We start from the raw sequence: 18258 nt of genomic DNA on the forward strand, positions 1-18258 counted from the left end.
CGTGGCGTCGAAACGCGCGTGCCGCGTTGAAACGGGAATCAGGCCGCACCGTCGGGGATGAAGACGTAGCCGAGACCCCACACCGTCTGGATGAAGCGCGGGCTGCCCGGATCGGGCTCGATCAGCTTGCGCAGGCGCGAGATCTGCACGTCGAGGCTGCGATCGAACACTTCGTATTCGCGGCCGCGCGCGAGCTCCATCAGCTTTTCGCGCGACAGCGGCTGGCGCGGATGGCGCGCGAACACCTTCAGCACCGAGAATTCGCCCGTGGTGAGCGGAATCTCCTGGCCGGATTTCGTGAGCGTGCGCGTCGCGAGGTTCAGCGAGAATTCGCCGAACTCGAACACCTCGGTCGTCTCGGAGGGCGCGCCCGGCAGCTCGGCGGGCGCCTGGCGGCGCAGCACCGCGTGAATGCGCGCGACGAGCTCGCGCGGATTGAACGGCTTCGGCAGGTAGTCGTCGGCACCCATCTCGAGGCCGACGATGCGATCGACATCCTCGCCCTTCGCGGTGAGCATGATGATCGGCGTGCGGTCGTTGCTGCCGCGCAGGCGCCGGCAGATCGACAGGCCGTCCTCGCCCGGCAGCATCAGGTCGAGCACGAGCAGATCGAAACGCTCGCGCACCCAGAGCTTGTTCATCGCCGTCGCGTTCTCCGCGACGTACACGTTGAAACCCTGCTCGCCGAGATAGCGGCGAAGCAGATCGCGCAGGCGCGGGTCGTCGTCGACGACGAGAATTTTCGAGGGGTTTTTCGTTTCCATGAGCGGCATCTTATCGCGATTAGGAAAAACCGCGCGGTTGCGGCTTTCGACGGGTTACAGTCAGTTACAAAATTTACCCGCGCTATTGTGCGGAGTAAAGACAGTCACGACAGACTCCTTTACTCGAAGACGACATTCGGTGGATACTCCATCCACTTAACATTTACATGGTTTGCACGCCCGATTCTCGCAGGGTTTGTTCGTGTGCCAAAGGTAGCCGGTTGCCGCGTGACGAAGGGAACAAAACGACGAAAGAGGCGAGGCCAGTGATGCGGCCGACGAAGATGGCATTCGCGCTGGCGCTCGCGTGCGCCGGCTTCCTCGCTTCGGACTTCGCTTGCGCGCAGCGCTCGGATCGCGGCGCCGCACCGTCGCACAAGGTGCCGCGCGGCAACGGCGCAGCGGGGCGTTCCGCGCCGCCCGAGCGCGGCGAGTCCTCCTCCCGCGCGGCCGCGGTTCCGCCCGATCTCGAACAGCGCCGCCGCGACGGCCACATGACGCCCGAAGAGCGTCACCTCTTGCGTCAGCATATCGAAGACGCGGTGCGCGAACTTTACAAGCGTTGAATCGTTAAATCCGGCGCGCCGCCGGGCGCTTCCCGCCCCGAAAGATTCCGTATCAATTCATTCGTCAACTGCGCATCGGCGCGAGCCGTTGAATCGCCATCACCGACGGCGCGCGCGGCGCGCGCCGCCGTGGTTTTCCACTTTCGGAGAGCGGTCGACGATGAGCGATTCGAGCACGGCCGGGCGGCCCCCGGCGAAAGCGGACCGGATGCCGGCCGCGATGCAGACCCTTCTCGATGCGGACGACGCGCGCTTTCTGCTGATGCGCACCGGCTTTTCGCCGCCGCCGCGCGATGTCGAGCGCTTCGTCGGCATGACGCGCGCGCAGGCGCTCGCCGAATTGCTCGACGGCACGCGCACGCAAAGCGTCACGCCGCTGCCCGACTGGGTGCGCGAGCTGCCGCCGTCGCGCGCGGCGCGCGCCGCGTTCTCGCCCGACGAGCGTCGCGCGGAGCAGCAACTGCGCAATCGCCGCTACGACGAGCTGCGCGCGTGGTGGATGCGCGAGATGCTCGCGACGCCGTCGCCGCTCACCGAGCGGATGACGCTCTTCTGGCACAACCACTTCACGTCCGGCCAGGACAAGGTGCCGTTTCCGCAAACGATTGCAGTGCAGAACGTGCTGCTGCGCGCCGACGCGCTCGGCAATTTCGGCGCGATGCTGCACGGCGTCGCGAAGGACCCGGCGATGCTGCAGTACCTCGACGGCGCGAGCAATCGCCGGGGCCGCCCGAACGAGAACTTCGCGCGCGAGGCGATGGAACTTTTCACGCTCGGCGAGGGCCACTATACGCAGCGCGACGTGTCCGAGGCCGCGCGCGCGTACACGGGCTGGAGTCTCGATCCGGATACGCTCGCATACGTGCTGCGGCCGAACGTCCACGACGACGGCGTGAAGACGGTGCTCGGCGAAACCGGCCGCCTCGACGGCGACGCGGTGCTCGACATCCTGCTCGCCCGCCCCGAGACCGCGCGCTTCGTCGCAGCGAAGCTGTGGCGCGAGTTCGTCTCCGATACGCCCGATGCCGACGTCGTCGAGCGCGTCGCCGCGCGATTCAGGCAGAGCGGCTACGACATCAAGGCGGCGCTCGCGGCGCTGCTTTCGTCCGACGCGTTCTGGGACGATCGCAATCGCGGCGTGCTCGTCAAGTCGCCGGCGGAGTTCGTGGCCGGCACCGTGCGGCTTTTCGACGTCGACTACGGCGATGCCGCGCCGCTCGCGAACACGCTGCGCGCGCTCGGCCAGAACCTGTTCTATCCGCCGAACGTGAAGGGCTGGCCGGGCGGCGCGACCTGGATCAACAGCTCGACGCTGCTTGCGCGCAAGCAGTTCGTCGAGCAGATGATGCGTGCGACGGAAGCGCCCGGCATGCGCGCGGCGTCCGTTTCCCGCGACATGGCAGGCAAGCCGGCGCCGGCGCGGCGCGCAATGCGCTTCGATCTCGATGCGTGGCTCGCCGCGTATCGGACGAAGCCGCAGGCGCAGCCGAGTCTGTCGACGCAGTTGCAGCTGCAGCACGCGGTGCTGCCGCTCTCGCCCGTCGCGGCGATCGAGGCGGGCGCGACGAGCAGCGCGTATTTGCAGGCGCTGCTGATGGACCCGGCGTATCAACTGAAGTGAAGGACATGAAAACGATGACGATGAGATTGCGCGCGGCTCGGCGGCGCGCGGGCCGCGTCGAATGCAGAACGAGGAAAGCAAGATGAAACGACGCGATTTTCTGGCCTTGGCGAGTCTCGCCGGCGCGGCGGGCGTATCGCTCGCCGCGCCGCACGCGTTCGCGGCCACGGCGGCGGCGGCCTCGGGCGCGATCGGGGCGGCGGGCGCGCCGCGCGCCGCGCGCTATTCGAACCTGCTGATCCTCGTCGAGCTGAAGGGCGGCAACGACGGGCTCAACACGGTGATTCCGTACGCGGACCCGCTGTACCGCGCGCTGCGCCCGACGATCGGCATCAAGCGCGAGCAGGTCGTGCAGCTCGACGAGCGCGCCGCGCTGCATCCCGCGCTCGCGCCGCTCATGCCGATCTGGCGCGACGGGCGGCTCGCGATCGTCGACGGCGTCGGCTATCCGCAGCCGAATCTGTCGCATTTCCGCTCGATCGAGATCTGGGACACAGCGTCGCGCGCGGACGAGTACCTGCGCGAGGGGTGGCTCACGCGCGCGTTCGCGCAGGCGAGCGTGCCGCCCGGCTTCGCCGCGGACGGCGTCGTGCTCGGCAGCGCGGAAATGGGGCCGCTCGCGAACGGCGCGCGCGCGATCGCGCTCGTTAATCCCGCTCAGTTCATTCGCGCGGCGCGGCTCGTGCAGCCCGTGTCGCTGCGCGAGCAGAATCCCGCGCTCGCGCACGTGATCGACGTCGAGAACGACATCGTCAAGGCGGCCGACCGGCTGCGTCCGCACGCGGGCACGCCCGCGCTCGCGACCGCGTTTCCGGGCGGGCCGTTCGGCGCGTCGGTGAAGACCGCGATGCAGGTGCTCGCCGCGTGCGACGCGCCGCAGCGCACGCCGATGCCGGGGCAGGGCGTCGCGGTGCTGCGCCTCACGCTGAACGGTTTCGACACGCATCAGAACCAGCCGGGCCAGCAGGCCGGCTTGCTGAAGCAACTGGCGGAAGGGCTCGTCGCGATGCGCTCGGCGTTGACCGAGCTCGGGCGCTGGAACGACACGCTCGTGATGACGTATGCCGAATTCGGCCGGCGCGCGCGGGAGAACCAGAGCAACGGAACCGATCACGGCACGGCCGCGCCGCATTTCGTGATGGGCGGCCGCGTGCGCGGCGGCCTGTACGGCGCGCCGCCCGCGCTCGCGCGGCTCGACGGCAACGGCAATCTGCCTGTCGCGGTCGACTTCCGCCAGCTCTATGCGACGGTGCTCGGCCCGTGGTGGGGGCTCGACGCGACGAGCGTCCTCGAGCAGCGTTTCGAGCCGCTGCCGCTGTTGCGCGCGTGACGGGCGGCGGCGCGCATCAGCGGCGCCGCGCGGCGCGCCACGCGATCCACAGCTTGCGGATCGGCGTGAGCGCGAGCCGCTGGTGCAGCACCTGGAAGCCGTCGCGCTCGATCTCGTCGAGCACCGCGAGCGCGAGCGCGCCGAGCGCGCGCAGCGTGCGCTGCGCGCGGCGCTCGTCGGCGGGGATGCCGGACAGCGCCGCGTTGAGCGCGTCGCGCGCGCGTGACGCCTGGAAGCGCATTAGCTCGGTGTACGCGGGGCTGTAGCGGCGATTGAGAAGATCGGAGGCCGTCACGCCGTAGCGTTGCAGCTCGTCGATCGGAATGTAGATGCGGCCCTGGCGCGCGTCCTGCCCCAGATCCTGCACGAACTGCGCGAGCGTCAGCGCATGCCCGAGCGGATGCGCCCAGCGCGCGTCGCCTTCGGCCGGCGGAGTCGCGCTCGCGCGCGCGACGAGCGCGGCGAACGTGCCGCCCGTATGGTCGACATAGCGGCGCAGATTCGCGAAGTCGAGATAGCGCGCCTGCTCGAGATCCATGCCGTAGCCGGCGACGAGCGTCTGCAGCGCGCTCGCTTCGCGCGTGATGTCCGGATGGTGCGCGGCGAGCGCCTGCGAGACCGGGTGCGACGGATTGCCCGCCGCGAGCTCGGCGAGTTCCTTTTGCCACCACGCGAGCTTCGTGTGGCCGATGGTCGGATCGCTGACTTCCTTCACGGTCTGTTCGAGCTCGCGGCGCAGCGCGAAGAGCGCGGTGACGAGCGGCTGGCGCGCGAGCGGCGCCTGGCGCAGCGCATAGTAGATGCTGGAGCCGGGCGGCGCGGCTTTCTGCTGGCAATATTCGTCGAAATTCACGGGGGCAGGAACGAGTGGAGCGAGATCGGCTCGGGGGCGCGGGGACGTTCGACGGCAGGGCGTCGCGGCCGCCGTGCGGGGACAACGGCGAATTCTAGCATCGCGGCAAAAGAGAGGCCGGCTGCTAGAGACAAGTGTAGGGAGATCGGTTAGAATCTCGCGCTCGCGCTTTTCGGGCGGTCGCGAAAGCGACGCGCAGCCCCGTTCGGCGCAGCATTTTTCGCGTGCGTGAGTGGCGAAATTGGTAGACGCACCAGGTTTAGGTCCTGACGCCCGCAAGGGCGTGCCGGTTCGAGTCCGGCCTCACGCACCATCAAGCATTTTCATGTGACACCATAAAGCACCATAAGGCATTTGTTTTCAATGGCTTACGTTGTTTTTGGGTCCATCTCTCCCTTCCCAATCGTCACTCTAAAACACGCTAAACTACGCCTCACTACGCATAAATTACGCAGGGGGCTACGCATGGCGTCGTTCAGGAAGACAGCGGCCGGTGGCTGGCGCGCGGAGGTCTACGTCAAGGGCGTACGGGATTCGGCCGTTCGTGACACCAAGGCCGAGGCGCAGGCTTGGGCGCTTAAGCGCGAGACTGAATTGAGGTCGATCGCGACCGGGCAAGGCAGCAAGACCCATACGGTTGGTGACGTGCTTGCCGAGTACCGAGACAAGGTAAGTTCTAAAAAGCGTGGCGAGCGGTGGGAGCGCCTTCGCCTCGCTCTGATCGGCCGAAAAAAAATCAATGGACGGCCCTTCGCCGAAATTCGCCTCGCCGATCTGAAGCCTGCGCACATCGCTGCATGGCGTGATGAGCGCTTGAAGGAAGTATCGCCGGCAAGCGTCAATCGTGAGATGACCCTGTTGTCTCATGCGCTCGACACTGCGCGCAAAGAATGGGGCTGGCTTGCCTCGTCACCCATGAAGGAGATCAAGCGACCAACGCCTGGGCCCGGCCGCGAACGCCTTATCTCTCAGACCGAAATTGACGCGATGACACTTGCGCTTGGATTTCAGGATGGCATGCCAGTGCGGTTCGCATCGCAGCGCGTTGCCGTTGCGTTCTTGTTTGCAATTGAAACCGCCATGCGCTCGGGGGAGATTATTGGGCTAACGAGTCAGACAGTCGACCTTGAGTTGCGGGTTGCGCGTCTGCCATTAACGAAGAACGGCAGTGCCCGGAGCGTAGCATTGTCGACGCGTGCGGTGGAATTGCTTGGCATGCTGCCGAAGGTCGAGGATGGTGCGCCGTTGTTTGGGCTCACTGATAAAAGCCGGGATGCACTATTCCGCAAGGCGCGGGATAAGGCTTTCGAGAAACAATCGGCGGAAAGTCGGCTGACGTTTCATGATACCCGCCATGAGGCGATTACGCGGCTGGCAAAGAAGCTGCAACCGCTAGATCTCGCCCGCATGACGGGGCACACGAACTTGAATGAACTACTGACCTACTACAACGAGACGGCCGCTGATATCGCGGCGCGTATCGGTTAGTCCGGTTTGCGCGGCCGACCACCGCGCGCGCGCGTACCGCCCTGATGTGACTCAACCCATGCGACCACTTCTGCGGCTTTCCAGCGCGGGAAGCCGCGGCCGCCATCGCAGCTCGGCAAGCGGATAGCTTCCGGGAAGCCGGGGAGGGTGGCGATGCGCTCGCGTACAACCTGCGCGGGCCGCTGAAGGTATACGCCGATCTCCTTTGTCGACCACAATGCGATTTCCAGTGGAATCGCTGGCTTGATCCGCTTGTCGAGTTCTTGGATGAGACGCTCGATCAGTTCTGCCTCGCTCATCGGCATTCTCCTGCTCGCGGGGCGGCACGATCGGGGTGTTCGAGTTCGGCTGCGGTTAGCGTTGTCTGGGCGCACAATTCGCCGCTATCGGTGAGAAGCGATTCCAGTGCGGCGACGTGCAACTCGCCGGCTGGATGACCCGCACATGCACCGAGTGCAAACTCGATAGCCTCATGTTGCGCGCGCGTCATCGGGGTCCGATCGATGAAAGTGGGCGTCTCGCTGTCGATGGCCTTGAGTAAAGCGGTCCGATACTGCTGCATCGTCTGAAACGAGATCGCGTACTCATTGGCGGCAATGAGGCGTCGAAGCCTCATGAGCGCATCGGGCGACGTGCTGTAGGTCGGCCGATCAGGTGCGAATTCGTTCAGAGCTTCGCGAAGCTCTGCCGCGCGCGCAGCTCGTGCCCGCATATCACGCGATCCTTCGGCCAGCGTGACATAGATCTCATCATGGTTTTGCTGGTGCGTGTCGATCGTGAGGCGATAGAGCAGATCGCCTTCCTGCAACCAGTTCGGTGCGGTGTTCTGTTTGTCGTTCATGGTCATCCTCAATTCTGATCGCGTGGTATCGCCCGGCCGAGCTGCATCAAACCCGTTTCGAGCGTGACGCCGGCGGCTGCGGCCCACGTGCGAGCGTCCTGCGCCGCTTTGTGCCGTGCGTAGCTGCCGGCATCGTCGGCCATCAGGTCGAGCAGCACGATGTCGGCCGAGTGCGAGACGTCGCTCACAAGGGCGCGGATCTCGATGCAAAGCGCGTCGAGGCGTGCGTGCATGCCCCTGCGGGCATCCGCAGGGGCTTCGTTTCTCTGGATTGCTTTTCGCCGCGCACGCGGCGTTTCGTTCTTCTGGAGTGCCTTTGCGGGCGTAAGCCCGCGCACACGCCTTGAAACTGCATTGCCGTCGACGCTCGCCAGTGTGATAGCCGGGCGCTTGTCCGCGCGTTCCCGCTTTCGCGGCAGCGGACGTGGGGTAGAAAGGGCCGGACGCGGGGTCATTGGGCCGCCTCCTGTGCCAGTTCGGGCGTCCAGTCCGGGTCCGGCGTCGTGAACAGCTTGTCGAGCCACCGCCGAACGCTTGCCATTTCCTTCGCTTTCGAGGCGCTGCTGTTTTCGAGGGTGCGGGTGAGCACCTGAACCGCAGCACGGATCGCTTCGACGCGCGTCCTGTAACGGCCGGGCGATTCGCCTTCGATGCGCTTGCATGGCGACGATCCGCCCGCGCTGCTGAAGGTGTACGAGAAACCGAATTCCCAATCGCCCTCGGCGATTTGTGCGAGCCGAATCTCGACGGGCGTGCGCCCGGTGCTCTTTGAGATGGGCGCGGACAGGATTTCAGATGGCTCGTACACGCCGTGCTCGTTTGCCTTGGCGATCGGATACTTCGAGCGACGCGTCGGCACGGCATCGAGCAAGTCTTCGAGACCCGTCAGCGTGCGATGCACGCCTTCGATCGTTCCCGGCGACAACTTGCCGAAGCACGGATCGTGCAATACGCTTTGCAGCGCTTGCAAAAGCTGCTTTGCGTGCTGTTCGCCAATCTTCCGTTGGGGCTCGGCGGCGGCAGTCGACGCCACGACGCTATTGGGCGACGTTGCGCGGAGATGTTTCTTCGTGACCTTCGTCTTGCCTGCGTCCTTCGCTTTCGACATGCCCGCGACGATCCGCTCCAGTGCCCGTTCCGCGCCGTGCCGCCGTATCTCCTTGATCACGAGCGAGCCGGAGATGGAGCCGTCGCGGACGAACTGGTGAATCTCCGCCGGCGCATTTTCAAGCAGGCCGACGTCACGAATGGTTTGATCCGTAACGTTCAGGCGCGTGCAGATCGTTTTCGTGTCGAGGCCGTGTACGTCGCGCAGTTCCGCGACGACCGTCGCGAGTTCGAGCGGAGACGCGCGCTTGCTTTCGTTGCTGAGGTATCCGTCGATCACCATCTCGGAGCGTTCAACCGTCTTCGCATCGCGCACGACGACGGGGATCTTGCCGAGGTTCTTTCCTGCGCGGATCGCGTTGCCTGCGGAGAGGTAGCGGTGTTGTCCCTTGTAGACGTAGATCAGGTCGTTCCCGTCGACCTTCCGGATGTAGCAATGGAGCGGCTGACTCTTGTCGTAGCCGTTTGCGATCATCAGGGCGGTGAGGTGCGACACCCACTGGTGATCAACGGGACGCACGTTGTCGCGCGGATCGTAGTGAAGCTGTTCGTACGGCACCATCCAGAGATCCGCCGACGTCGCGCCCGCAGCGGCGGCAGCGGCCTTCGTGTTGCCGGTGACGATCGGCTCGACGAGCGCGAGCGATTGGGTGCGGGCGTCCATTACTCGGCCTCCTGCGGTTGGAGGCATTGTGCGAGTTCCACTGAGCAGTCGACGATCAGGCGAGACTGCGTCTTCGGCCGCCGAAGCAGGAGATTCGCGCGATTCGGAGCGATATCAATGCGCTCGACGATCCAGCCGAGCGCGAGAAACGCGCGGACGGCGCGATCGGCCGTCTCGCTGAAAATCCCGGCATAGATTCGGAGAGCCCATTTCGCGCGGCCGTTGTAGCGGTATTCGCCGGGGGCGCGGCAGTCTTCGAGGCGCATCGAATGCTCGTCAACGTCAATGTAAATGCCGGCTTCAGCGACCAACGTGAGGTCGCGCTCGATCGCTCGGATGTGCTTCTCGGCCTTCTTGAGTTGAGCGAGACGACGTGCATGAACGGCATTCGCGTGAGCGACGATCTCGTTGTACGACGTCGGATGCTTGTAGGTCGTCATGCGCTTCACGCGGTCCTCCGGTTCTGGATCATCAGTTCGAGTCGCGACACTTCGAGGTCGATGCTCTGGCGGAACAGGCGCAGGAATCGCAACGTGCGGGTATCCGACCCAAGCAGCGAGTCGACGGAAATCTCAAGCGAGCGGAGATGCGGGAACGAGACGGCGACGTGACGTTCCGCGTCTCGCGTGACGATCGTGTGGAGTTCGGGGCGCGTGTGCGCGGATCCGGCGGGCACGGCGGATCGCGGCGCATGTCGAGGCGCGAGTGCGCCGCCGGCATCGTTCGAATAGGTGCCGTCTGCCTGCTTGCAGGGGACCGACAGCGGCGGGGCTGCGTCCGATCCGGTGAGCCAGTAGAGGAAACGCAGGTCGTGCGGGCGCGGTTGGCGGCGCAGCCATCCGCCCCGCGCGAGCTTATCGATGCATTGCGCAGCCGCGCCCGGCATGTCGGCGAAGTGGGTCGTGCAGACTTCGTCGGACGTCATCGCGTGCGTGGCGTGCCTGAACACAGTCAGGATTCGAGCCGTCAGGTCGGCCCGTTGAGCGGGCGTGAGGTCGACGTATGGATTGAGTCGGCGCGGAGCCGCGTTCGGGAGGGCGTTGTCGATCACGATGCCTCCCTGATCCTGAACGCGCGCGGCTTCTTCGGGCAGGAGTGCTTTTCCGGCTCGGCGCTTGTCGCGGCGCGAAGGCGCTTGATCGCGTCCGCACACGTCGGTTCGTCTGGAATCGAGATCTGCTTCGCGGCAATGGTGTTGCCGTCCATGATCAGGTACTCGATATAGACGCCGTCTACGAGCGGTCGGCGCATGACGATGTGCTTGCCGATGAGGAGCGGCGACGTCGGAAGCTGGCGATCGCGTTCGTAACGGGCGACGGTCCGGGGCGACAGCGTGTCCCGGCGCGGGATGCCCGCGTGCTGCGCTGCGTTGATTCTGTGCATGGCTTCATCATCTCCTTTACGCCGAGTGCGCAAGCCGTCCTCGGCGCGTGAGCGTCAGACGTTGGCGTGGAAGGTGGTGGGCTTGTCAGCGACGGGGCCGCTATCCAGCACGTTCGCGGCGATGATCAGGGCGGCGGCGGCGAAGACGCACTTGAATAGCAGCGACTTTTCCAAGTTGTTTTGCTGGCCCCGTCGCAACATGTCTTGGCGAGCCGCGCGATGCAGGTCGGTCATTTTTTTCATGAGATTTCTCCGGGCACGCGAGATTGCGCATCCGGAGAATAGTCTTATATGGCTTATATGGTCAAGACAAATAAGGCTTAAAGTTTATGACGCGTTCCTGTGGGGAATTGCGGGGGGGTGCCCCTATGTCTTTCGTCAAGCGTTAGGGGCTGACTTGGGTTGGTAAATGGTGCCATCACGCAGCATGGCGAACAGGACGTCGCAGCGTCGTCGTGCCAGTGCGATGAGGGCCTGGTTGTGGCGCTTGCCTTGCTGGATCTTGCGCGAGTAATAGGCCCGCGAGACTGGGTCTCGTAAGGCCGCGAAGGCAGAGAGGAACAAGGCTCGCTTGAGCACCTTGTTGCCCCGTCTGGATGGATGCTCGCCACGGATCGACGAGCCTGAGCGCCGGGTGACCGGCGCGAGGCCAGCGTAGGCCGCCAGATGCGCGGCGGAGGCGAAGGCTTTATGGGCGACTTCGGTCAGGAGTCTGGCGGCGGTCCTGACGCCGACTCCCGGCATGCTGGTCAGGACCGGCCAAAGAGGGTGAGCAAGCACCAGCCGCTCAACTTCGGCGGCGATTTCGTCACGCTGCTTGCGCAAGGCGGCGAGTTGCTGGGCCAAACGAGGCATGACGATGGTGGCAGCCTGCGTGCCGGGCACGATCACGGCTTGCTCGTTCAGCGCGTGAACGATTTCGGCCGCCAAGTTCTTGCCCATGCGCGGTGCGAGCTTGATGAGGCGGTTGGCGAGGGTCTTCTCGCTGGCAGCGGCAAGTGCGCTTGGGGACGGGTAGCGCTCAAGCAGATCGAGCACCGCCGGATGGTCGAGGCGCGGTCCGAGAACGCGCTCGAGCGCCGGATGGATTTGAGTAAGCAAGCCGCGAATGCGGTTGCTGGTCTGCGTGACCTGAGCGGCGAGGTCGTCATCGAAGCCGCACAGCATGGTGAGCTCGGCGAGCTGCTCGTCGGCGAGTCGAAGCGAGCGCAGCGTATGCGGCATCGAGCGAGCGGCTTCGGCGATGATCGCGGCATCGCGGGCATCGGTCTTGGCTTCGCCGGCGTGCAGATCGGCAATACGGCGCATGGCCAGTCCGGGAAGATAGGCGACGAGTATGCCTTCAGCACGGGCGACGGCTACAGGAAGCGCACCTATGGTGGAAGGCTGGTCGACGACGAACAGAAGTCGGCCGTGAGTCTTGAGCTCGGCGATGAGGGCTCGCAGCTTGACCTCGTCGTTGGGTAGCGCCTGGTTGTACAGACGCTTGCCATTTCGATCGAGTGCAACGGCGTGATGCTGGCCTTTACCGACGTCGACGCCGATGAAGATATCGATGGCGTCATGTTGTTGGGTTTCTTGCATCGCAGTTTATGCAGAGTGAACGGATTGGCCTGCAACAACGGTGGCAAGTCTCGGCATCCACGTTACGGACGGCGTCGGGATATCCCGGCCAAACCCCTATCAGCGATCACCAGCCACCCACCAGGCCCGGTGACAACACCCCCCGGATCATGACTGCGACTGGGGGCGGGAATCATACCGGGCCTGGCTGGCCAAAACCCCGATTATCGGGGCGTGAAGATAGTAACGGGGGCAAATTCGACTGAGGCTTAGGTGCGAGATCGGAGTGGCTTACGGGCAGCAAGGCCAATGGCGATTTGCCCTAGCAGTGAGAGCAGTACGTCAAGCCATGGCACGACGTTCATATAGATGGCCGCCAGAGCGGCAAGTGAAATGAGGGGAAATAAGTGGGCAAAGCCACTTTGGCCTCTGTGCCGTGTCGATCTTTGTGAGTGCTCTTCGACGATGTGATCTAGCCTGCGGAGTCCGGATTGTATAGACGCGGAGAACTCTGGCTCGATGCCGGCGGCCGATATCGTAACGTCGCCGTCTGCCCTTAGTAGGACGGCGGCATAGGCGATGGTCGACGCTGGATGCGACTCCATTTCTGCGAACAACGCTGCTCGAACCGATGTCTTGCGGTCGCTGTCGGCTTTCGAGGAGTGGCGATCGACGCTATGAAACAGCTTTCGAGCGCGATAGGTGGACAGGTCAGCGATGCCCGCGCTTCCCGCCTCTGGTGTGGCTTTGGTCTTCATGGATGCTCAACGTTTTATCGGATAATGAACGTCGAGCCACGCGCTTAACCGTATCTTCTTGCGCTTGCGTCGCGGGAAGTGTCTGAGACACGTTCAATTCGTTTTCACCGCTGCTGGTGGGGGCTTCGGTTGCGATGATGAAGCGGATGTATGACTCAATCTTCTCTCGGCTTTCCTGCGTGAGACGGGCGGCCGCATTGCGGTCGTAGTGCAAGCCAGACACTGCCGAGTCTGGATCCGTCAGCAGATCAATTAATGACACGCCAAGGGCTTCTGCCACCGCTTCGCAGTGTCCCAGCTGCGGATCCGCCTCGTTTTTCAGCATGCGTCCAACGGTGCGTTGAGCAATGCCAGCCCTTGCAGCAAGCTTGGCTTGCGTATTCAGGTTGTCATGGTCGTCCATCCGCCGCCGAAGATTTGCGGCGAGCGTTTCTCGCGCGGGTTTCAGTTTCATAGGCGCATGTTGCCGAATATGGCTAGTCATATGTAACTTTCAGCGTGCGCTTGGAGCGTTGAAGAATAGCCAAATAAGACTTACAATCGAGGCTCGATAACCCCGCTGGAGATCGCCATGGGCGAAGGTCGTGGCATTTGGTTGGCGTATGTGGTCGCGAAGCTTCAGTGCTGCAAAGGCAAGTGGCGACACATCTCGGACGAGACCGGCATTCCCTATGACACTCTGACCAAGATTGCCCTTTCACGGGTCTCCGATCCGCGCGTTTCGAACGTCCAGTTATTGCATGACTATTTCGTAGCCAACGAGACGCTGGACGGTCAATAACGCGCAGATATCACGTAGGTTTGCATCGTACTTGTGAGCCGTTGCTTGTAACAGCATGAAAGGCGCACCTTCTCAAATTTCCGATATGACTTGCCGATACGACAGTACGGAATGGCTAGACGTGCTTTATACGTCCGTCCGCAACACTCCCGGCGGCGTCGCCGACGCCGCCAATCACTTGACGAACCGCCGAGGCAAGGGCATCACGCCGGAGTCGCTTCGCCTACGCCTGCGCGGTGTCGGCGATAGCCGACTCTCAATGGAGATGTTCGAGCTGTTGATCGAGTGGATGCAGGAGAAGAGCGAAGCCGAGGCGCACGCGCTCGACGCGTTACATGCGCTCAACGCCCGGTTCGGGCTGGTTGCCGAGCGTGTCGACGATCACCATGCGGCCGATAGCCACGAGCCGGGCACGATGCATCTCGTAACGACGACACTCCGCTTGCAAGCGCATGTGGGGCAGGTCGCCAACGACGTGTCTCGCGCGCTCGAAGATCAGCGAATCGACGATCGCGAAGCCGAGCAGATCATCGCGACGGGCCGCAAAGGGCAACGTCTGTTTCAGCGGCTGATTCAAACCGCCGCGCGCCTCGCTCGGCGCAGGCGTAGTTGACGAAAAAGCCACCTTGGCCGGACTCGATTCGACCACGGGTCAACGAAATCACACGTCATCATCGACAGGGGAAATATGGGCGCAATGGACCCGATCGACGTACATGAGCCGATCGCCTCGATTGAATCCGAGCAGGCGGTATTGGGCGCGTTGATGTTGGATAGCGATGTATATGACCGGATTGGCGGTCAGATCGCGACGGACGATTTTACGTTGCGTGACCATCGCCTCATCTATACCGCGATCAAGCAACTTGTGCTTGATCAGCGGCGCGCCGATGTCGTCACGGTGTTCGAGCGCCTGCAAGCAACCGGTGCGAAGATCAAGCGGCCATTGCAGTATTTGAACGAGATCGTTCAATCGACTCCGGGTGCGGCCAATGTCGAGCGCTACGCGGAAATCATGCGAAACAGGTCGCTGTTGCGTGGTTGCCTGCGCGCTGCGAAGCATGTGATGGAGCTGTGCCATCACACGGGCGGGCGCGAGCCGGCCGACATCATCGATCAGGCGCAATCTGCGTTTCTCCATTTGTCCGACGCGGATCGGCGCAAGGACGACGGTTTCATGCCCATGCTGCCGACGTTGAGTCGCGTCGTCGAGCGGATCGACATGCTGTATCAGCGCGAAGACAAGGGCGGCGTCACTGGCACGGCGACCGGTTTTGACGATCTGGATCGTCGCCTCGACGGGATGCATGAAGGCGAGTTGATTATCGTCGGCGGTCGGCCGTCGATGGGTAAGACATCCCTCGCGATGAACATCGCTGAAAACGTCGCCACACGGTCCGGTTTGCCGGCTGCCGTTGTATCGATGGAAATGCCTGCCGAGCAGCTTGCGACGCGTATGCTCGCATCGATTTCTCGGGTCAACCAACATCGCCTGAGAACCGGCTCGCTGGAAGACAGCGACTGGTCGCGTATTACGCACGGCGTGCGGGTCATGTCCGAAGCGAATCTCCACATTCTCGAAGGATCGTCGCTGACCCCGTCGATGCTGAGAACCCGATTGCGACGCCTGCATCGCGAACACGGCCAACTTGGTGTCGTCGTCATTGACTACCTCCAACTGATGTCGGGGGATGGTGCCAGCACGGAGATGCGGGCGGTGGAGGTCAGCGGGATCTCACGGGCGCTCAAGCAAATTGCGACCGAATTGCGCGTGCCGGTGATCGCGCTTTCTCAGTTGAATCGAGGGCTGGAGCAGCGCCCGAACAAGCGTCCCGTGATGTCGGATCTTCGGGAGTCAGGCTCGATCGAGCAGGACGCCGACGTGATCCTGTTCATCTACCGCGACGAGGTCTACAACCCGGACAGCCCCGACACGGGGACCGCCGAAATCATCATCGCGAAGCAACGCAACGGGCCGATCGGGACCGTGCGGCTCGCGTTTAAGAACGCTACAACCCGGTTCGAAAATTTCGCCGAGCCGGGCGAAGGATATTGACTATGTCTGCCGTTTCACCATTCTTCACATGGCGTCGAGCCATGACCGGTAGCGATCTGCCGTCCACCACGAAGTTGGTATTGTTTGTGATCGCCGAGTATGCGAACGCAATGGACGATATCTGCTGGCCGTCGATCGGAACGATTGCCGAGAAGGCGAGCCTGTCGGAGCGCAGCGTCAGCACGCATCTCGAAGTCGCCGAGCGTCACGGTTGGTTGGCGCGTTGGCGGTCGCGGCGTCCGGCCCGCCGTTGGGCACATGCGCATTATCGCCTTGCCGTTCCCAAGGATGTCGCACTTCGCCAGCGCGATGCGATCGACTTCGACATCATTGCGAGCGAATCGGAACGTGGTTCCGATGTTGATGAAAAATTGGGCAATTCGGAATCTGGTTCCGATGCTGCTGAAAAATGCGGCACTTCGGAACGACGTTCCGATGAGGTTGCGGCACTACCTGAACGTGGTTCCGATCAGCTGTCTGACGGGGCGTTTTGCGCAGGCGAAGCGGAAAGTTACCTGAACGACGTTCCAACTAGTAAACCAGTAAACAGTAATAGTAAAAAACATACTCTCTCTCAAGCGTCGTTGGTTAACCACAGGGCGGGTGAGCAAAGTGAAAACCGTGACGATCTGTCGTCATCGATGGCGTGCTGGATGTTCGAGCGCCTGCGTGCCCGTGATCCGGGTGGCGATGTGCCGAACTGGTCGAAATGGATCGCCGATGTCGACGCAATGTTGGCCATCGACGGCAGGGATCAGAAGGAGATCGTGCGGCTATACGCATGGGCCGATCGGGACAAGTTCTGGCAACGCATCGTCACATCGCCTGCGCGACTGCGAAAGAACTGGGATGAGGTGAGAAGGCGTCGCAACGCGTCGCTTGAAGCAGGTCGTCCTAGTGCCGTGCCTGCGGCTCAAGCCGCCGCCGACGACCGGCAGTGCGCGCACGTAGAGAACGGGTGCCGCTGCACGCGCGCGGCATCGACCATCATCGGCGCGGGTTCGTCACGGCGGGGTTATTGCGGGGCGCACGTCGGTCGATATGAGGATTGATTCGGGGAACGGTATGACACTGGAAGAGCGTTTGAACAATTGGGCAAGGGCGATGCGCTCGGGCAGCGCGCACGGCGATTCTCTTGTCGCGTCGATCTATTTTCCGGGCACGGGCGGGCGAACGATCAGCGCGACGCTCGACGAAGCGGACGCGCAGAAGATCGAACTCGCGTGCCGTCGATTGATGCCGCAGGATCGCAAGGTTTTGCAGATGCATTACGTGTGGCGTGCGCATCCCGCCTACATCTGCCGTCGCCTTGGTTTGAAGGCGCGACCGACGTCGATTTTCGATTTGGCGCTTACTCATGCGAAGCGCGCGATCGACGAGAAGCTCAGCGAACCCAAGGTTGAGTATGTGTCGATGCAGGCGATCATCGACAAAATGAAAGAGGCAGAGAAAGAAAGTGTTGCTCAACCGTAAGGTCTTCATCTACACTTCGCCCTGACAATTTGATTCCGGTATTCACCGAGTGACGCGGCCTGTTCCGGGTCGTTGCTCGTCCGAAGATTTTGAAGCCCTGAGTGCGAAAGCCCTCAGGGCTTTTTGCATTGGGGCGCTGAAATGCGAAGCGAGTTGGCGAATGGCGGGCCGGGCGAGGTCTGGTCGGCGTGGAATGAGGATCGAAGCACGGGGCGCGTTACCGCGCGTGGCTTCGTATTCGACGATCCAATGGACCGCATCGTGTGGGCGATGGAGCGTGCGGGTGATCACGCGGTCGCGGTGCTTGCGGTCGGGGTCGCCGATGCCTAGAAAATGGGCAGGGGACCCTATGGCGCGGGTGCATGCGGGGGTGCGCACCCGCGTTTTTTCTCTACTGTTGAATCTCTATAGGGGGGCACATTCACATGCTGACTCAGCAGCAGATCGCGGAGCACCTCGACCTTGAGCGGTCGACGGTTTCGCGTCTGGTCGATCGGCTCAACATCGACTATCGAACGGCGTCGATGGATGAGATCCGCATGGCTTACCTTCGGCACTTGCGAGAGATGGCCGCCGGCCGCGCGAGCGAGACCGGCATCGATCTTGTGGCCGAGCGCGCGATGACTGAACGCGTGGATCGCGAAATCAAGCTGCTGACGCTCGCCGAAAAGAAAGGGCAGTTGGTCAACGCCGCGCAGCTTGAGCAGGCATATGGCCAGATGGTCGGTGCCTTTCAGACGGAATTGCTCGCGCTATCCGACAAGCTCGTGCAGGAATTGCGCGCGCTGCATGACGTTGAAATTGACCTCGAATGGTTGAACGAGCATATGTATGGGTGTCTTGAACAGCTTTCTGGATACGACCGAGACGGTTCGGACGGTGATTCGGCGGATCGCGCAGCTGCTGCGTCCGCCGGAGAAGATCGGGACGACGGACTGGGCGCGCAAGCATCGCCGGATGAGCGCGAAGGCGACGGCGAGTCCTGGCCGGTATAACCCGAACATCACGCC

General features: G+C 63.1%; 24 protein-coding genes and 1 tRNA gene. 12 read left to right on the forward strand and 13 right to left on the reverse strand.

Going from position 1 to position 18258, the window contains the following annotated elements:
* Positions 1-38: 38 nt before the first annotated feature.
* A complete protein-coding gene (gene ompR, locus WS78_RS07820; protein ID WP_004192636.1) occupies positions 39-773 on the reverse strand; it encodes an osmolarity response regulator transcription factor OmpR in 735 nt (244 codons plus the stop codon).
* A gap of 78 nt (positions 774-851) precedes the next feature.
* Here ompR and WS78_RS07825 point away from each other — a divergent pair, with 78 nt between their 5' ends.
* The 4 genes from WS78_RS07825 (at position 852) to WS78_RS07840 (ending at position 4281) form a co-directional block, all read left to right on the forward strand.
* Positions 852-1034 carry a hypothetical protein gene (locus WS78_RS07825; protein ID WP_009904927.1) on the forward strand — a complete coding sequence of 61 codons (183 nt, stop codon included), beginning with the start codon at positions 852-854 and terminating at the stop codon, positions 1032-1034.
* The gene (locus WS78_RS07830) at positions 1034-1330 is read left to right on the forward strand and encodes a hypothetical protein (RefSeq protein ID WP_038744664.1); all 297 of its coding nucleotides are present in this window, start codon (positions 1034-1036) and stop codon (positions 1328-1330) included. Before WS78_RS07825 ends, WS78_RS07830 begins: the two co-directional genes overlap by 1 nt.
* A gap of 208 nt (positions 1331-1538) precedes the next feature.
* Complete coding sequence (locus WS78_RS07835; protein WP_059574591.1) at positions 1539-2951, forward strand: DUF1800 domain-containing protein; 1413 nt, start codon at positions 1539-1541, stop codon at positions 2949-2951.
* An 82-nt stretch (positions 2952-3033) separates the two neighbouring features.
* Entirely contained in the window at positions 3034-4281 is a 1248-nt protein-coding gene (locus tag WS78_RS07840) for a DUF1501 domain-containing protein (protein ID WP_059574593.1), read from the forward strand.
* A gap of 16 nt (positions 4282-4297) precedes the next feature.
* On the opposite strand, the gene hpnD is transcribed toward WS78_RS07840, so the two are convergent.
* Positions 4298-5134 carry a presqualene diphosphate synthase HpnD gene (gene hpnD, locus WS78_RS07845; protein ID WP_038744661.1) on the reverse strand — a complete coding sequence of 279 codons (837 nt, stop codon included), beginning with the start codon at positions 5132-5134 and terminating at the stop codon, positions 4298-4300.
* Between the two features lie 226 nt (positions 5135-5360).
* On the opposite strand from hpnD, the gene WS78_RS07850 reads away from it, so the two are divergent.
* Both WS78_RS07850 and WS78_RS07855 read left to right on the forward strand, forming a co-directional pair.
* A tRNA-Leu gene (locus WS78_RS07850) sits at positions 5361-5447 on the forward strand.
* Between the two features lie 152 nt (positions 5448-5599).
* Positions 5600-6622, forward strand: a complete 1023-nt coding sequence (locus WS78_RS07855) for a tyrosine-type recombinase/integrase (RefSeq protein ID WP_043036221.1) — start codon at positions 5600-5602, stop codon at positions 6620-6622.
* Here WS78_RS07855 and WS78_RS07860 read toward each other — a convergent pair.
* From WS78_RS07860 to WS78_RS07910, 11 genes are all read right to left on the reverse strand, one after another.
* Entirely contained in the window at positions 6619-6921 is a 303-nt protein-coding gene (locus WS78_RS07860; RefSeq protein WP_043037115.1) for a hypothetical protein, read from the reverse strand. The genes WS78_RS07855 and WS78_RS07860 overlap by 4 nt on opposite strands.
* Positions 6918-7463 carry a hypothetical protein gene (locus tag WS78_RS07865; protein WP_226377221.1) on the reverse strand — a complete coding sequence of 182 codons (546 nt, stop codon included), beginning with the start codon at positions 7461-7463 and terminating at the stop codon, positions 6918-6920. The genes WS78_RS07860 and WS78_RS07865 overlap by 4 nt, the downstream gene beginning before the upstream one ends.
* Before the next feature lie 8 nt (positions 7464-7471).
* Complete coding sequence (locus tag WS78_RS07870) at positions 7472-7918, reverse strand: hypothetical protein (RefSeq protein WP_226377222.1); 447 nt, start codon at positions 7916-7918, stop codon at positions 7472-7474.
* Entirely contained in the window at positions 7915-9234 is a 1320-nt protein-coding gene (locus WS78_RS07875; RefSeq protein WP_085701512.1) for a pyridoxal phosphate biosynthetic protein PdxJ, read from the reverse strand. The genes WS78_RS07870 and WS78_RS07875 overlap by 4 nt, the downstream gene beginning before the upstream one ends.
* Positions 9234-9683, reverse strand: coding sequence for a hypothetical protein (locus WS78_RS07880; RefSeq protein ID WP_004538495.1), 450 nt, complete (start codon positions 9681-9683; stop codon positions 9234-9236). Before WS78_RS07880 ends, WS78_RS07875 begins: the two co-directional genes overlap by 1 nt.
* The gene (locus tag WS78_RS07885; RefSeq protein WP_059608763.1) at positions 9680-10285 is read right to left on the reverse strand and encodes a hypothetical protein; all 606 of its coding nucleotides are present in this window, start codon (positions 10283-10285) and stop codon (positions 9680-9682) included. Before WS78_RS07885 ends, WS78_RS07880 begins: the two co-directional genes overlap by 4 nt.
* Positions 10282-10617, reverse strand: a complete 336-nt coding sequence (locus tag WS78_RS07890; RefSeq protein ID WP_004538497.1) for a hypothetical protein — start codon at positions 10615-10617, stop codon at positions 10282-10284. The genes WS78_RS07885 and WS78_RS07890 overlap by 4 nt, the downstream gene beginning before the upstream one ends.
* A 54-nt stretch (positions 10618-10671) precedes the next feature.
* A complete protein-coding gene (locus WS78_RS07895; RefSeq protein WP_059577261.1) occupies positions 10672-10860 on the reverse strand; it encodes a hypothetical protein in 189 nt (62 codons plus the stop codon).
* 135 nt (positions 10861-10995) lie between these two features.
* The gene (locus WS78_RS07900) at positions 10996-12201 is read right to left on the reverse strand and encodes an IS110 family RNA-guided transposase (protein ID WP_059581319.1); all 1206 of its coding nucleotides are present in this window, start codon (positions 12199-12201) and stop codon (positions 10996-10998) included.
* A gap of 248 nt (positions 12202-12449) precedes the next feature.
* Complete coding sequence (locus WS78_RS07905; RefSeq protein ID WP_082717526.1) at positions 12450-12938, reverse strand: hypothetical protein; 489 nt, start codon at positions 12936-12938, stop codon at positions 12450-12452.
* Positions 12892-13392: a helix-turn-helix domain-containing protein gene (locus WS78_RS07910; RefSeq protein WP_082717527.1), complete on the reverse strand. Its 501-nt coding sequence runs from the start codon at positions 13390-13392 to the stop codon at positions 12892-12894. Before WS78_RS07910 ends, WS78_RS07905 begins: the two co-directional genes overlap by 47 nt.
* 117 nt (positions 13393-13509) lie before the next feature.
* Here WS78_RS07910 and WS78_RS07915 point away from each other — a divergent pair, with 117 nt between their 5' ends.
* The 6 genes from WS78_RS07915 (at position 13510) to WS78_RS07945 (ending at position 18243) form a co-directional block, all read left to right on the forward strand.
* Positions 13510-13719, forward strand: coding sequence for a hypothetical protein (locus WS78_RS07915; RefSeq protein ID WP_059584220.1), 210 nt, complete (start codon positions 13510-13512; stop codon positions 13717-13719).
* 85 nt (positions 13720-13804) lie between these two features.
* Complete coding sequence (locus WS78_RS07920) at positions 13805-14332, forward strand: phage regulatory CII family protein (protein ID WP_082742035.1); 528 nt, start codon at positions 13805-13807, stop codon at positions 14330-14332.
* 75 nt (positions 14333-14407) lie between these two features.
* Positions 14408-15775: a replicative DNA helicase gene (gene dnaB / locus WS78_RS07925; protein WP_059584693.1), complete on the forward strand. Its 1368-nt coding sequence runs from the start codon at positions 14408-14410 to the stop codon at positions 15773-15775.
* A gap of 2 nt (positions 15776-15777) precedes the next feature.
* Complete coding sequence (locus WS78_RS07930; RefSeq protein WP_197419472.1) at positions 15778-16827, forward strand: helix-turn-helix domain-containing protein; 1050 nt, start codon at positions 15778-15780, stop codon at positions 16825-16827.
* Positions 16828-16840: 13 nt separating this feature from the next.
* Positions 16841-17248: a hypothetical protein gene (locus tag WS78_RS07935; protein WP_059584694.1), complete on the forward strand. Its 408-nt coding sequence runs from the start codon at positions 16841-16843 to the stop codon at positions 17246-17248.
* A 425-nt stretch (positions 17249-17673) separates the two neighbouring features.
* Positions 17674-18243: a helix-turn-helix domain-containing protein gene (locus tag WS78_RS07945; RefSeq protein WP_082717481.1), complete on the forward strand. Its 570-nt coding sequence runs from the start codon at positions 17674-17676 to the stop codon at positions 18241-18243.
* Positions 18244-18258: the final 15 nt, after the last annotated feature.

This window comes from Burkholderia savannae, from assembly GCF_001524445.2.
Taxonomy (GTDB): Bacteria; Pseudomonadota; Gammaproteobacteria; order Burkholderiales; family Burkholderiaceae; genus Burkholderia; species Burkholderia savannae.